Annotated in this window: 11 protein-coding genes and 1 pseudogene; 3 read left to right on the top strand and 9 right to left on the bottom strand. The window is 70.3% G+C overall.

Going from position 1 to position 14,422, the window contains the following annotated elements:
• The first annotated feature begins 3 nt into the window (after positions 1-3).
• Positions 4-243, top strand: coding sequence for a hypothetical protein (locus tag ACH4S7_RS04820; protein WP_398519611.1), 240 nt, complete (start codon positions 4-6; stop codon positions 241-243).
• A 483-nt stretch (positions 244-726) separates the two neighbouring features.
• Here the strand turns inward: ACH4S7_RS04820 and ACH4S7_RS04815 are convergent, their stop codons facing one another.
• On the bottom strand, positions 727-1,230 hold the full coding sequence (locus tag ACH4S7_RS04815; protein ID WP_398519610.1) for a MarR family winged helix-turn-helix transcriptional regulator: 504 nt from the start codon (positions 1,228-1,230) through the stop codon (positions 727-729).
• 80 nt (positions 1,231-1,310) lie between these two features.
• On the opposite strand from ACH4S7_RS04815, the pseudogene ACH4S7_RS04810 reads away from it, so the two are divergent.
• Positions 1,311-2,356: pseudogene (locus tag ACH4S7_RS04810) on the top strand (EamA family transporter).
• A gap of 23 nt (positions 2,357-2,379) precedes the next feature.
• On the opposite strand, the gene ACH4S7_RS04805 reads toward ACH4S7_RS04810, so the two are convergent.
• The 5 genes from ACH4S7_RS04805 to pepN all read right to left on the bottom strand — a co-directional run bounded on the left by ACH4S7_RS04805 (position 2,380) and on the right by pepN (position 8,160).
• Positions 2,380-3,000 carry a GTP-binding protein gene (locus ACH4S7_RS04805; protein WP_398519609.1) on the bottom strand — a complete coding sequence of 207 codons (621 nt, stop codon included), beginning with the start codon at positions 2,998-3,000 and terminating at the stop codon, positions 2,380-2,382.
• Positions 2,981-3,337, bottom strand: coding sequence for a DUF742 domain-containing protein (locus ACH4S7_RS04800; protein WP_398519608.1), 357 nt, complete (start codon positions 3,335-3,337; stop codon positions 2,981-2,983). Before ACH4S7_RS04800 ends, ACH4S7_RS04805 begins: the two co-directional genes overlap by 20 nt.
• Complete coding sequence (locus ACH4S7_RS04795) at positions 3,334-3,750, bottom strand: roadblock/LC7 domain-containing protein (protein WP_398519607.1); 417 nt, start codon at positions 3,748-3,750, stop codon at positions 3,334-3,336. The genes ACH4S7_RS04800 and ACH4S7_RS04795 overlap by 4 nt, the downstream gene beginning before the upstream one ends.
• The gene (locus tag ACH4S7_RS04790) at positions 3,747-5,261 is read right to left on the bottom strand and encodes an ATP-binding protein (RefSeq protein ID WP_398519606.1); all 1,515 of its coding nucleotides are present in this window, start codon (positions 5,259-5,261) and stop codon (positions 3,747-3,749) included. Before ACH4S7_RS04790 ends, ACH4S7_RS04795 begins: the two co-directional genes overlap by 4 nt.
• Positions 5,262-5,586: 325 nt before the next feature.
• Complete coding sequence (gene pepN, locus ACH4S7_RS04785; RefSeq protein ID WP_398519605.1) at positions 5,587-8,160, bottom strand: aminopeptidase N; 2,574 nt, start codon at positions 8,158-8,160, stop codon at positions 5,587-5,589.
• Positions 8,161-8,306: 146 nt separating this feature from the next.
• Between pepN and ACH4S7_RS04780 the strand changes: the two genes are divergently transcribed.
• Positions 8,307-8,831: a DUF1203 domain-containing protein gene (locus ACH4S7_RS04780; RefSeq protein WP_398519604.1), complete on the top strand. Its 525-nt coding sequence runs from the start codon at positions 8,307-8,309 to the stop codon at positions 8,829-8,831.
• A gap of 236 nt (positions 8,832-9,067) precedes the next feature.
• Here ACH4S7_RS04780 and ACH4S7_RS04775 read toward each other — a convergent pair whose 3' ends face one another.
• From ACH4S7_RS04775 to ACH4S7_RS04765, 3 genes are all read right to left on the bottom strand, one after another.
• The gene (locus ACH4S7_RS04775) at positions 9,068-9,409 is read right to left on the bottom strand and encodes a hypothetical protein (RefSeq protein ID WP_398519603.1); all 342 of its coding nucleotides are present in this window, start codon (positions 9,407-9,409) and stop codon (positions 9,068-9,070) included.
• A 319-nt stretch (positions 9,410-9,728) separates the two neighbouring features.
• Entirely contained in the window at positions 9,729-10,757 is a 1,029-nt protein-coding gene (locus ACH4S7_RS04770; protein ID WP_398519602.1) for an aspartate-semialdehyde dehydrogenase, read from the bottom strand.
• A gap of 211 nt (positions 10,758-10,968) precedes the next feature.
• Positions 10,969-14,298: a S8 family serine peptidase gene (locus ACH4S7_RS04765; RefSeq protein WP_398519601.1), complete on the bottom strand. Its 3,330-nt coding sequence runs from the start codon at positions 14,296-14,298 to the stop codon at positions 10,969-10,971.
• Between the last annotated feature and the right edge of the window lie 124 nt (positions 14,299-14,422).

Genomic DNA, 14,422 nt, shown 5'->3' with positions numbered 1-14,422 from the left:
ACCGTGGACAAGAAGAACACTTTGCGCGCCGGCACCGTCGCGGCCGGTACGACGCTCATGATGCTGCTCCTGTCGTCGCCCGCGCTCGCCCTGACGCGTGACGACGGCGACGACCCGGGCCAGGGCCTGAGCGTGGCCGAGACGCTCGGTCTCTTTGTAGCGGCGCCGCTGGGCATCTTCGTGCTCATCGCGGGCCTGGTGATGGTCCTCGACAAGTCGACGGACCGGCAGCAGCAGAGCTGACGGGCCGCGCCTGACGTTTCTCAGGGCGCTCCGGGGGTGCGACACCCCCGGAGCGCCCTTGTCATGCCCGGACCCCGGTCCGGGATCTCAGTCCCGGCCCGCGGGGTTGAGCGGGTGCCTAAGGGCTGAGGGGCGCCTTGGCCATGCTCGACGGCGCGGGCCTGGGCGCAGGCCTGGCCCGCGCTGGAGCCCGAGCCTGGCCCGCATTGGAGCCCGAGCCTGGCCCGCGCTGGAGCCCGAGCCTGGCCCGCGCTGGAGCCCGAGCCTGGCCCGCGCTGGAGCCCGAGCCTGGCCCGCGCTGGAGCCCGAGCCTGGCCCGCATTGGAGCCCGAGCCTGGCCCGCACCCGGAGCCCGAGCCCGGCCCGCACCCGGAGCCCGAGCGCCGCACTGATGGAGCCGGGATCGGGCCGTGTCGCCGGCCGGGCGCGGGTCTCACCGGTGGAGCGGTGCCCGGTGCCCTGACGCGCCCCGTTCGGACGGGCTCATTCGTGCGCCGCGAGCAGCGTCCGCAGCAGGTCGGCCAGTTGCTCCGCGCCCGTCTCGTCCAGCGCCGCGTCGAAGATCTGGTGCTGGAGCGATAGACCGGCCGTCACCGCCCCGTCCACCAGCTCCCGCCCGTGCTCGCTGAGGGTGACGCGGAGCCCGCGCCGGTCGTGCGGATCGGGGCTGCGGCTGAGCAGCCCCGCCTTCTCCAGCTTGTCGAGCCGCCCGGTCATGCCGCCGGTGGTCAGCATCAGCGTCGCCGACAGTTCGCGCGGTGACAGGGTGTACGGCTCTCCCGAGCGCCGCAGCGTCCCCAGGACGTCGAACTCCCCGCGTGACAGCCCGAAGCGGCGGTACTCCTTCTCGACCCCGTCGCCCATGGCACGGGCGATCCGGTAGATGCGGCCGTAGACGGCCATCGGGCCGGTGTCGAGATCGGGCCGGACCGCCGCCCACTGGTCGATGATCGCGTCCACCGCGTCGGGGGAACCCTGGGAAGTCATAACGGTCAGTATCCGTGGGTAGCAGATTGTTCGCAAGTAAGCTGCTTACAGGTGAGTAGCTTAGGAGTAAGCTACTTTCTATGAATCGCGCAGCCATCGTTGCTCTGACCGCGCTGGCCCCCGTCTCCTGGGGTTCCACCTATGCGGTCACCACGGAGTTCCTTCCGGCCGACAGACCCCTGTTCACCGGGCTGATGAGAGCCCTGCCCGCAGGGCTGTTGATCCTCGCGGCCACCCGAGTGCTGCCCCGGGGCGCCTGGTGGTGGAAGGCGGGCGTGCTCGGCGCGCTCAACATCGGCGCGTTCTTCCCGCTGCTCTTCCTCGCCGCCTACCGGCTGCCCGGCGGGGTCGCCGCCGTCGTCGGCTCGGTCGGCCCGCTCTTCGTCGCCGGGCTCGCCGCGCTGCTGCTGAGCGAACGGCCGACCACCCGCACCCTGCTCAGCGCGATCGTGGCGGCCTTCGGGGTCAGCCTGGTGGTCCTGCGGGCCGGGGCGGCGCTGGACCTCGTCGGTGTGCTCGCCGGTCTGGCCTCATCCGCCTCGATGTCGGCGGGCGTCGTCCTCACCAAGCGCTGGGGCCGCCCTGCGGGCGTCGGCCCGCTGGTGATGACCGGCTGGCAGCTCACGGCCGGCGGGCTGTTGATCGCCCCCGTCGCCCTCCTCGTCGAGGGCGCGCCCCCGCGCTCGACGGCACCAACATCGCCGGCTATCTCTATCTCGCGCTCGTCAACACGGCGATCGCCTACTGGCTCTGGTTCCGTGGCATAGAGCGGCTCACCGCCACCTCCGCCACCCTCCTCGGCCCGCTGTCACCGATCACGGCGGCGGTCATCGGCTGGGCCGCGCTGGGTGAGGCACTCAGCCCCGTACAACTCGTGGGAATGGCCCTGGCGTTCGCGGCGACCCTGGCCGGACAGCTCAAGACCCACCGACGCCCGGCCCCGGAGAAGGCGGCGGCGCATGCGGGGACGGTCCATGCGGGGACGGTCCATGCGGGGACGGCGCATGAGGAGACCGCGGGGCCGCCGATGCCGGAGGCGCCGTACGGGAAGACCGCCGGAGCCACCGGCGCTCGGGCGCCCCTGAGGCACGCGGGCTCAGCAGGATCCGGAAGGGAGGCCCAGTAGCGTCGTCCGCCCCCGGCCCGGGCCTAGGGCGCCTCGGCCGCCACCGCCAGGGACTGGAGGTACCGCATAAGTGCCATCAGGACATCCCGGCTGGAACCCCGCATCCGCGCGTCGCACTCCATGATCGGCACCGCGGCGGGCAGGTCGAGCGCCGCCCGGATCTCGTCGACCGGATACGGCGGTGCGTCCGGGAAGGAGTTGACGGCCACCACGAACGGCATCCGCCGCTCCTCCAACCGTCCGATGACGTCGAAGCTGACCTCCAGTCGGCGGGTGTCCACCAGGACGACCGCGCCGAGGGCGCCTTCGAACAGCCCCCGCCACAGGAACCAGAACCGCTGCTGCCCCGGGGTGCCGAACAGATACAGCACCAGTTCCTCATTGATGCTGATCCGGCCGAAGTCCATGGCGACGGTCGTGGCGGTCTTCCGCTCCAGGCCCTGGGTGTCGTCGACGCCGACGCCGGCCTGGGTCATCGTCTCCTCGGTGGTCAGCGGCCTGATCTCGCTCACCGAGCCCACCAGGGTCGTCTTGCCCACGCCGAACCCGCCCACGATGACCACTTTGACGGCGGCGGTGGCCGTCTCCGGCAGCATGTCCTCGCTGCGCGGCCCCAGGGCCGGCTCAGAGCTTCTGGAGTCCATCGATTACTGCCTCAATCAATGCGAGGTCGGGGAGGAGAGCGGGCTGGACCGGCGCGCGGGCCACTACCTGCTTCTTGGTCAGCAGATCGCCGAGAAGCACGGTGACGACGCTCACCGGAAGGCTCAGATAGGCGGAGATCTCGGCCACCGAGAGCGGCGACCGACAGAGCCGGATGATGGAGGAGTGCTCCGGCTGCATCCCGTGCCGGGGGCCCGACCTGGCCACGATCAGCGTGACCAGGTCGAGGTCGGCCGGCCCGGATGAGCCGCTGCGCCCGCCCGTGATGACATACAGACGCTCGGGGCTGCCGTCCTCCCAGCCCCCCGCGTTGCTCACGCGGTCTGCCTGCCCTGCCTCGGCGGACTGCTGAGGTGCTCTCCGATCCTCAGCACGAGGTCGCGCATGCGCTGTCCCATCAGCCCGGCGTCGACGCCCTCGTCGGCGAGGACCGCGAGGAACGCCCCCGAGCCGGCCGCCATCAGATAGAAGAAGCCGCCGGTCATCTCGATGACGACGAGCTGCATCCGGCCGTCGCTGCCGGGGAGTTCGGAGGCGACGGCCCCCGCCAGGCTCTGGAGCCCGGCGCAGGCGGCGGCCAGCCGGTCGGCGGTGTCCGTGTCCGCCCCGTGCTGGGCCATCCGTAGCCCGTCCGCCGACAGCACGATCACATGTCTGGTCTGCGGGACGCCTTCGGCCAGGTCCTTGAGCATCCAGTCCATGTCGGTCTGGTTGGACCGCTGCTGAATCATGGCTGTGTACTCCCCTTGTTCGTCTGGGTTGGCTCACCGGCCAGGCCGTTCTGGAACGCCGTGAGCCACATACCGGGCTGCACCGCGGGCGCGGCCTCCGGCTCGGGCCCGGCGGCGGCAGCGGGCGCTGCGGTGACGGGGCTCCTGCGGCGCCGCTGGGGCAGTCCGGTCGGCGTCCGTTCGGTGACGACCGGTATCTCGTCGTCCGTCATCAGCTCCGGCACGGTCGGGCCGGCCGTGCCGGTCGGGCCCGCGGGGCTGATGGGTTCGGGGTGGCTGATCGGGCCCGTGGGGCCGGTGATCGGTCGGGGCGACGGCTGCTGGGTGGTCGGATCGCCGGGGCGGGGCCCGGAGGACGTTCCGATGCCGTGCGCCAGGCCGGTCGCGGAGGCGACGGTGGTGATCAGATCCTTGGGCACCACGACCACGGCACGCACACCGCCGTACGCCGATGGGCGCAGCGAGACCGTGAATCCGTACGCCTGCGCCAGCCGCCCGACCACGGCGAGGCCGAGGCGGGGCGATTCGCCCAGGTCGTTGACGTCGATGCCCTGCTGCGCCGCGCGGAGCATCCGCGCGGCCCGCGCGCGGGCCTCCTCGCTCATGCTCACTCCGCCGTCCTCGACCTCCACGGCGATACCGGAGTTCACCTCACCGGCGGTGAGATGGACCTTCGTCCGGGGCGGCGAGTAGCGGGTGGCGTTGTCGAGCAGTTCGGCCAGTGCGTGGATCAGCGGCTCGACGGCGGTGCCGACGACGGCGACCTCGGAGACCGAGTGCAGCTCCACCCGCTGGTAGTCGATGATCCGCGACATCGCGCCGCGCAGCACGCTGTAGAGGGGGACGGCCTTGCTCCACTGGCGGCCGGGCCGCGCGCCGCCGAGCACGGCGATGGAGTCGGCGAGCCGGCCGATCAGCGCGGTGCCGTGGTCGATGCGGAGCAGATCGCCGAAGACCTCGGGGTTGTTGCCGTGCCGGTCCTCCATCTCCCGCAGTTCCTGCGCCTGCTGGTGCACGATGGCCTGCACCCGGCGGGCGATGTTCACGAAGGCGCGCTGCGCGGACTCGCGGAGGTCCTCCTCCGCGACGACGGCGTCGAGTACGGAGCCGAGGACGGCCTGGTGCTCGGCGGGGACGTCCAGCGATTCGAGGACGTCCTCGCGGATCTCGCCCGCCCGGAGTCGCTCCACCACCTGCGGGAGCAGTTCGCCCGCCAGCCGCGCGGTCTCGGCCCGCTGACGAGCCAGCTCGGCCTCGCGCACGGTGAGCCGGGCGCCCAGCAGCTCGACCTGCCGGCCGCGCCGCCCGGCCTCGTAACTGGCGACGGCGACCGCGAGGACGGCGGTCACTCCGATCCAGATCACGGACGTACGGGCCGACGCGGAGACCTGCACCGCGGCCATCACGGCGGGAACGGAGGTGATGACGACGGGTACGAGCCAGGTGAGGGCGACCGCCCTCCGCGCACTTCCGGTCGACGCACTTCCGGTCGACGTTTCCTGTCGAACCATCAGCACCCTCAACCTTCAAGCCATGGAAACGGAAATGATCATATGACGACAGTCGGGGAGCATATCCGTTTCCCGCCAAGGGACCTGATGACGGGTCATGGAGCTGCCGCGATGTTGATGCCGATGGAGGCAGAGATGCCCAGGTGGCGGGGGTCGGGGACGGAAGAAACGATTTTCGGCCAAGTTAGAAGCGGTGTCAGCCGGTGCGGGTGATGAAACCGGTGGAGGCAGACGGAAGCCCCGAGTGGTTTCCGGTAGGAACTCCTACCGGAAACCACCCGGGGCGAGAGGGAAGCGGGTCGGATCCGGTCGCCCGGACCGGTCCCTAGGAGGCCGCGGCCGAGTCCGCCGCCTGCGCCCGCAGTGCGCGCTCGACGCCCGACCGCGACTCCGAGACCAGCCGCCGCAGCGCCGCGCTCGGCTCCGCCGACGCCAGCCAGGCGTCGGTCGCCTCCAGCGTCGCCCGCGAGACCTGGAACGACGGATAGAGACCGATCACGATCTGCTGCGCCATCTCCGGGCTGCGGGACTCCCACACACCCTTGACCGCCGCGAAGTACTTTGCGGCGTACGGGGCGAGCAGCTCGCGCTGATCGGTCTGGACGAATCCGCCGATCACCGCCTCCTGCTGGGCGTTGGGCAGGCTGTCGCCCGCCATGACCAACTCCCAGACCTCCGCCTTGGCCTCCTCGGTCGGCCGGGCGGCCCGCGCGGAGTCGGCGTGCCGCTCGCCCGCCGCCGTCCGGTCCCGCTCGTACTCCGCCGCGATGCCGTCCTCGTCCAGCACCCCGGTCGCTGCCAGCCGCTCCACGAACGCCCAGCGCAGCTCGGTGTCGACCGCGAGCCCCTCGATCGTCCTGGTGCCGTCCAGCAGCGCCTGGAGCAGATCGAGCTGCTGCGGGGTACGGGCGGTCGCCGCGAAGGCGCGCGCCCAGGCGAGCTGGTGGTCGCTGCCCGGCGCGGCGGAGCGCAGGTGCGCGAGGGTCGCGTCGGTCCACTGGGTGAGCCCGGCCTCGCGCCACTCCGGTGCCGCGTACAGGTCGATCGCCGTCTTCACCTGCCGGTGCAGCGACTGCACCACGCCGATGTCCGACTCCTTGCCGATGCCGGAGAGGACCAGCGCCAGGTAGTCGCGGGTCGCCAGCTCGCCGTCGCGGGTCATGTCCCAGGCGGAGGCCCAGCACAGGGCGCGCGGCAGGGACTCGGTGAAGTCGCCGAGGTGTTCGGTGACGACCCGCAGCGATTCCTCGTCCAGCCGGACCTTCGCGTACGACAGGTCGTCGTCGTTGAGGAGGAACACCGCCGGACGGCGGGTGCCACTCGGGAACGGCACGTCGGTGAGTTCGCCGTCGACGTCCAGCTCGATCCGGTTGGTCCGGACGAGCTTGCCACGCTCGTCCAGGTCGTAGCAGCCGATCGCGATCCGGTGGGGTCGCAGCGTCGACTTCCCGGTGGCCCCCGCGGGCAGCGCGGGCGCCTCCTGCCGTACCGCGAAGGAGGTCACGTACCCCTCGGCGGAGACCTCGACCTCGGGCCGCAGCACATTGATGCCGGCGGTCTGGAGCCACTTCTCCGACCACGTGGTCAGATCGCGCCCGGAGGTCTTCTCCAGCGCGCCGAGGAGATCGGTCAGCCGGGTGTTGCCGAAGGCGTGCGCCTTGAAATACGCCTGGACGCCCTTGAAGAACGCCTCCTCGCCGACGTACGCCACGAGCTGCTTCAGGACGGATGCGCCCTTGGCGTAGGTGATGCCGTCGAAGTTGACCAGGACATCGTCGATGTCCCGGATCTCGGCCATGATCGGGTGCGTGGAGGGGAGCTGGTCCTGCCGGTACGCCCAGGTCTTCATGGAGTTCGCGAACGTCGTCCACGAGTGCGGCCAGCGCGAGCCGGGCGCGGCGGACTGGCAGGCGATCGAGGTGTAGGTGGCGAACGACTCGTTCAGCCAGAGGTCGTTCCACCACTCCATGGTGACGAGGTCGCCGAACCACATGTGGGCCAGCTCGTGCAGAATCGTCTCCGCCCGGACCTCGTACGCCGCGTCCGTCACCTTCGAACGGAAGACGTACTGGTCCCGGATGGTCACCGCGCCCGCGTTCTCCATCGCGCCCGCGTTGAACTCGGGGACGAAGAGCTGGTCGTACTTGGCGAACGGGTAGTCGTAGTCGAACTTCTCCTGGAACCAGTCGAAGCCCTGCCGGGTGACCTCGAAGATCGCGTCGGAGTCCAGGTACTGGGCGAGCGAGGGCCGGCAGTAGATGCCGAGCGGGACGGTCTGGCCGTCCTTCTCGTACGAGCTGTGGACCGCGTGGTACGGGCCGGTGATCAGCGCCGTGATGTACGTGGAGATCCGGGGCGTCGGCTCGAAGCGCCAGACCCGGTCCTCGGGCTCGGGCGTCGGCGAGTTGGAGATCACCGTCCAGCCCTCCGGAGCCGTCACGGTGAACTGGAAGGTGGCCTTCAGGTCGGGCTGCTCGAAGTTGGCGAAGACCCGGCGCGCGTCCGGCACCTCGAACTGGGTGTAGAGGTACGCCTGCTGGTCGACCGGGTCGACGAAGCGGTGCAGACCCTCACCGGTGTTCGTGTACGAGCAGTCCGCCACGACCGTCAGCTCGTTCGGCCCCTCGTGGAGATGGGCCAGGGCGATCCGCGAGTCGCGGAAGACCGCCGCGACGTCGAGCGACTTGCCGTTCAGCACGACCTCGTGGACGGCCGGGGCGACCAGGTCGATAAAGGTCTCCGCGCCCGCCTCGGCGGAGTCGAAGCGCACGGTGGTCACTGACCGGTAGTCGCCTCCCTCCTGCGCCCCACTGAGATCGAGATCGATCTCATATGAGTGAGTGGTGAGCAGTCGCGCCCGCTCCTGGGCCTCTTCGCGGGTCAGATTCGTGCCAGGCACGCGGCATCTCCTCGTTTTCGTGACGTTTTCCGTCATCTTTCCACGCGCCGGGCGGGAGCCGCGCTGGAGTATTCGCGCGCCGGTCACAGAAGCGCGATGTCCGGTTTCCGCCAGCGGTCGGGGGCGTCCAGCGGCACGCTGGGCCGATGACCACCACCACCGTGAAGTACCGGCCCCGACCCATCGACCCCGGCACCCTGGAGCGGCTGCGCGCGCTGGACGACGCCGGTCGTCCGAGCGTCCCGAGCACCGACCCGGAGGGGGGCGCGCCGCTGCGCTGCTGTCTGCGGAGAAGCCGGGCGGGGGAGTCGATCGCCCTGGTCTCGTACGCTCCGCTGCGTCGCTGGGCGGCCGGGCGCGGGGTCGATCCCGGCGCCTATGACGAGCAGGGACCGGTCTTCATCCATGCGACGGAGTGCGGCGGTCCTGAGCCGGTGGCCGACTATCCGTTCGCCCGGCCGGGTGTGCTGCGGACCCTGCGCCGTTACGGTGCGGACGGGCGGATCCTGGGTGGCCGGCTGCTGGAGCTGCCGGAGGGGGCGGCCGGGGAGGGGGTCGGGGAGGCGTTCGACGCGGCGCTGGACGAGGCGTTCGCGGCGCCGGAGGTGATGCAGGTGCATGTACGGGCGGTGGAGTACGGCTGCTTCCTCTTCGAGGTGCGGCGGCCCTGACGGAGCCGGGGGTCGCGCTGGCGGAGCATGGTGCCGCGGTGCTGACCGAGCCGGAGGTGTGGCGCTGCCGGAGCATGGTGCCGCGCTGCTGACGGAGTCGGGGTCGCGCTGGCGGAGCATGGTGCCGCGGTGCTGACCGAGCCGGAGGTGTGGCGCTGCCGGAGCGGGAATCGGTCGCCCCACCGGCCACCGGCCACCGGCCACGGCAGCCGGGCCCCCCGCCCGCGGCGGGCCCGTCACGGCCGGGGCGCGGGGGAGAGTTTGGGCCCGCGCCGATGGGGTGGCTGGCGGGCCGAGGCCGTCGCCCGGGAGCCGCACGACGGACAGACCCGCCGGGTGACCTCGATCAGCCGCATACCGCTGTCGTAATGGAATACGTCCGTCACCGAGCCCTCGCAATGCGGTGCCGCGCAGGCGGTGCTCGCGTATATCGCCGTCAGCGCCGGACCCGACAGTGTCGAGAAGTCGCAGAACAGACAGGGAAAGGTGTGCAGCCCTTCCTCGTTCGCCACGTAGGCGACGGCTTCGGGACGTTTGCAGCGGGGGCAGATCCAGGCCATGTCGAACCAGTCAGTCATATGTCGGAGGCCCGATTATGCGGCTGTGATCATGGCTGGCGGGGGTGGTGCGGGGGCATTCACCCGTTAGGAGGCCCGGAATGAGGGAATGGTGTTCGGTCATGTCCGGTGATCGGTATCGGATCCCTCACGGGAAGGAATGGAAAGATCATCGTTCCTGATGAGGGAAGGTAATTCGGGTATCCCGAATATTCGCCGGACCGGTATTACGAGCCGAATGCGCTCGAAGCGATTCAGTGGAATGCGAGGGCCCCTGGTGGTGTGCGACCGCACACCACCAGGGGCCCTCGTCACGCTGTCGGCCCTCGCGGGCCGTGGCTCAGCCCCGCAGCTCCGCCGCGACCAGCTCGGCGATCTGGATCGTGTTCAGCGCCGCGCCCTTGCGCAGGTTGTCATTGGAGAGGAACAGCGCCAGCCCGTGCTCCACCGTCTCGTCCACCCGGATGCGGCCCACGTAGGACGCGTCCCGGCCGGCCGCCTGGAGCGGAGTCGGGATCTCGGAGAGTTCCACGCCGGGCGCATCGGCCAGCAGCTCGTACGCGCGCTCCACGCTCAGCGGGCGCTCGAAGGAGGCGTTCACCTGGACCGAGTGCCCCGAGAAGACCGGCACCCGGACACAGGTGCCGGAGACCTTCAGCTCCGGAAGCTCCAGGATCTTGCGGGACTCATTGCGCAGCTTCTGCTCCTCGTCGGTCTCGAAGGAGCCGTCGTCCACCAGATTGCCCGCGAGCGGCACCACGTTGAACGCGATGGGGCGCTGGTAGACGCCCGGCTCGGGGAAGGTCACGGCCTCGCCGTCGTGGGTCAGCTCCGCCGCGTGCTCGAACGTCTTCCGCACCTGGCCGTCCAGCTCGGCGACGCCGGCCAGGCCGGAGCCGGAGACCGCCTGGTAGGTGGTGGCGACCAGGGAGGTCAGCCCGGCCTGCACGGCCAGCGGCTTCAGTACCGGCATCGCCGCCATCGTGGTGCAGTTGGGGTTGGCGATGATGCCCTTGGGGCGGTCCTTGATCGCGTGCGGGTTGACCTCGGAGACCACCAGCGGCACCTGCGGGTCGAGCCGCCAGGCCGAGGAGTTGTCGATCACGACGGCGCCCTGTGCGGCGACCTTCTCCGCCAGCGCCCGCGAGGTCGCGCCGCCCGCCGAGAAGAGCACGATGTCCAGGCCGGAGTAGTCGGCCGTGGCCGCGTCCTCGACCGTGATCTCCTGGCCCTCCCACTCGATGGTGGAACCGGCCGAGCGGGCCGAGGCCAGCAGCCGCAGCTCCTCGACCGGGAACTTCCGCTCGGCGAGGATTCCGCGCATGACTGTGCCGACCTGACCGGTCGCCCCGACGATTCCGACCCTCACGGAAGTCTCCTTTATGCCTGTTCGTACTGATTTTACTGACCTGGGTACGGCTCCATGATGCGTATGTCCCCGGCCAGGTTGTCCAGTCCATTGTCCGCTTCGTGGACAGTGTGACGTAGCCCATGATTCCGGTGTCCCGAGTTGACCACCGGGGGGCAGACGAAAGGGGTGGGCGCCCCCAGCGGGACACCCACCCCTCACTACTGCGGTGTTACGGGGTGACCTTCTCGATCACCACGCTGCCCGCGCCGGCGGAGGTGCCGCGCGAGTTCACCAGCTTGACCTCGCCGAAGAACTGACGTCCTTCGGGAGCCGCACCGGCCACCACGACCTCCGCGCTGACCTGCGCGGAGCCGCCGTTCTCCAGCTGTACCGGCTTGCTGGAGTCGACCTTCAGCTCACCGAGCGAAGGCGTGAAGAACACATCGCGGTAGTCGAAGGCGGTCGTCCCGGCCGGGACGGAGTAGCCGTCGACCACGATGGTGTACGTACCGGCGGGGGGCTTGAGGAGGGTGACCGCCTCTTCCGAGTCGCCGTCCGCCGAGGACCCGACCTGGGTCGCCCCGCGGAAGACCGCGAGGTCCAGGTCGGCCGAGGCGTCGGAGACCGCGCCGATGGCGACGTCGAGGCGCTCGACGCCCGCACCGATGGTGACGGTCGTCTCCTGCGACTCACCGTGCTTGATCGTCGGCCGGTCGACCTTCGCCGAGCCCAGCGATCCGCCCGCCAGCTTGCCGTCGATGGCGGCGAAGCGGTTGGTGACGGTCCAGTTGACGGCGGCCGGAGTACCGACCTGCGCCTCCGGGAGCGTCTGGACGGCCGGGGAGAAGTCGGCGCCCAACAGCGTCACATCGAGCTCGTACGGGTTGTCCAGCAGCGGCGACGTACGCCGCGACTCGACCTCGATCTCCCAGACGCCCGGCTGCGGGTTCGCGTACGAGCGCAGGTCCGGCCGGCAGGTGTTCGAGGGGCTGGTGTAGTTCGGGTAGCAGTAGATGGTCGCGCTGTCCTCCATCTGCACCCCGTACGGGTGGATGCTGATGAAGCGCGTCTGGCTGCCCGCGGCGAGGCCACCGAGGGCGACCTCAAGGGTCTTCGCGCCGCGCGGCACCGTGATGAAGTACGACTTGTGGCTGTTGCGCTGCACCGACTCGTCGGCCGAGAAGGTGTGCGAGGGCGCCGCCAGCGGCGTGGACACCACGACGGTCGACAGGATCTGCTTGTCGACACCCTCCGTGCGCGGGTCGTCCGCCTGGAGGATCGCGCTGTGCACGCCGGCCGTCTTCGGCCGGGCCTGGACGGTGACGGTGACCGGCTGGTTCAGCGGCAGCCGCACGCGGTCGCCGTTCAGCAGCCGGAAGGTGCTGCCGTCGTTGTACTTCCACTCCAGGTTGTGCCAGAGCGCGCCCTTGGGACCGGTGGTCCGGGTGATGGTGACGTCGTACGTCCGCGACTTGCCGGCCTGGAGGCCGCCCTCGCGGTCGTAGATGCCGGTGCCGAAGCCCGGCGTCTTCAGCGCCTCGTCGATCGCGGTGTCGACGGGGGCCTTGACGCTGTACTCGTGCGCCGTGGCGCCGTTGCGGATGGAGTCCCAGGCGTCCACGACATCGATCAGACCGGAGCCCTGCTCATGCGCCTTCACACCGGAGATCTTGTTCGCGGTGCTGGTGAGGGCGGTGCGCAGCTTCGCCGGGGTCAGCTCGATCCCGCGCTGGGCCGCCGCCGACAGCAGCAGGGCGCTCGCGCCCGTCGCCTGCGGCGAGGACATCGAGGTGCCCTGCATCATCGAGTAGCCCGGGGGCAACTGGTAGCCGGACTCGGCGACCGGGCCACCGGCGGACCAGGTCTGCGTGGTGTTGATCGCCGCGCCGGGCGCGGTGATGGTGGGCGTGAAGCCACCGTCCTCGCGCGGGCCGCGGGAGGAGAACGGCAGCATGGCGTTCTTCTTGGTGACGCCGGAGCCGTAGTTGGCGGCCCAGGTCTCCTTGGTGATCGACGCGCCGACCGAGATCGCCTTGTCGGCGACGGCCGGGTCGCTGATCGTGTTGGTGCCGGGGCCGTCGTTGCCGGCCGAGATCAGTAGCTGGACGCCGTAGAGCTCGATCAGCCGGTTGTACATCTCCGCGCGGGCGTTGTTGCCGTCGTTGAGCGCCGGCAGACCGCCGATGGAGATGTTGACGATGTCCACGCCGCGGTCGATGACCAGATCGGCCAGACCCTCGCTGAGCGCGATGTTGGTGCAGCCACCGGTCCAGGTGCAGGCGCGCGACGAGACGAGCTTGGCGCCGGGGGCGGCGCCGTTCATCTTGCCGCCGAAGAGGCCGTTGGCGGCGGTGATACCAGCGACGTGTGAACCGTGCGAACCCTCGATGACACCGATGTTCACATAGTCGGCGGTCGCGCCGGCCGCGTTGTAGACGACGTCCTCGCGGACCTCGATCGTGAACGGGATGCGCTCGGCGACCGGGGTGGCCGGGTTGTCCTTGCCGAAGTAGCCGACCTGGAAGCCGTTCTTGTACGCCTTCATCACCTTGTCGTTGGTGAAGTCGGCGTCGTTGTTCAGGTCGACCCGTACGGTCCGGGTCGTCGGGTCGTAGAGCAGCGCCCACACATCGGTGGTGTCGCCGTCCCGGTTGAGGTCACCGGCCATATCGCCACCGATGGTGGCGGACTCGGCGAAGAGGTTGAACTTGTAGGCGCCGCGCGGGGCGGTGTACGCGCGGTTGTTGACGTTGAACGCCGGACCGGCGACATCGAGACGCATCTGGCGCCAAGTGCCGTCGCGGTCGGCGACCGGGTCGGTCGCGGTGACCCAGTCGACGATCTTGCGCTCACCGGTGGTGGTCTTCTGGAGCGCCGGGTGGGAGACGTCCACGCCGGAGTCCAGGATGCCGATGGTCACGCCCCGGCCGTCGTACTTGGGGTTCTGCTTCACGAAGTCGACCGCGCCCGTCTCGAAGGACGGGTTGTACGGGTTCTTCGCGGGGGTGCTCTGGTCGGGCGCCGGGTAGGCGGTGGCCTGCTTGCCCGCCTTGCGCGCGACCGGGGAGCGGTCCCCACCCGGGGTCGGGTCGGGGAGCTTGATCTCGTGCTTGAGGTCGATGCCCCGAACACTGGAGAGCTTGGCGGCGGCCTTGAGGGCGGCCTCCGCCTTGGCCGTGGGGACCGTGGCCCGCACATAGCCGAGCTTGTCGTACTTCTTGCCGACCACGGCGCCGTCGACGGCGTCGAGCTGGCCGGACACCTGCTCGGTCGCACCGGGTGTGGTGGCGACCATGAAGGTGACGGACTTCTCGCCCTTGGCCTCCGCCTCGGCGAGCAGCGCCTCGTCGGCCGCGCCGATCTTCTCGGAGGCGGTGGCCGCCTTGACGCCGGCGCTGTTGGCCGGATCGTCGGCGGGGGCGGTGGCGAACGCGGGTACGGCGGCCGTGGCCACCAGCGCGGTCACCATGGAGGCCGCGGCCGCGATACGGGCCACGCGTCTGTGCCCTGGCACGGAGCGCCCGGATATGGAGCTCTGGGAATCGGGGGTCATCAGCATCCCTGGTTGTGAAAGAGACGTTTCCCTGGTGGAGAGTCAGTCCGGATTTCGGTGCCGGATGACCGCTCAGCCTTTCGTACGGGTGCAGTTTTGTGGAGGGTTGACGGAGGTGTGATGTGGCCAT

The organism is Streptomyces sp. NPDC020965 (genome assembly GCF_044333555.1).
Taxonomy (GTDB): Bacteria; Actinomycetota; Actinomycetes; order Streptomycetales; family Streptomycetaceae; genus Streptomyces.
Note: the sequence above shows the minus strand (reverse complement) of the source record. Positions and strands in the feature narration are given on the sequence as shown.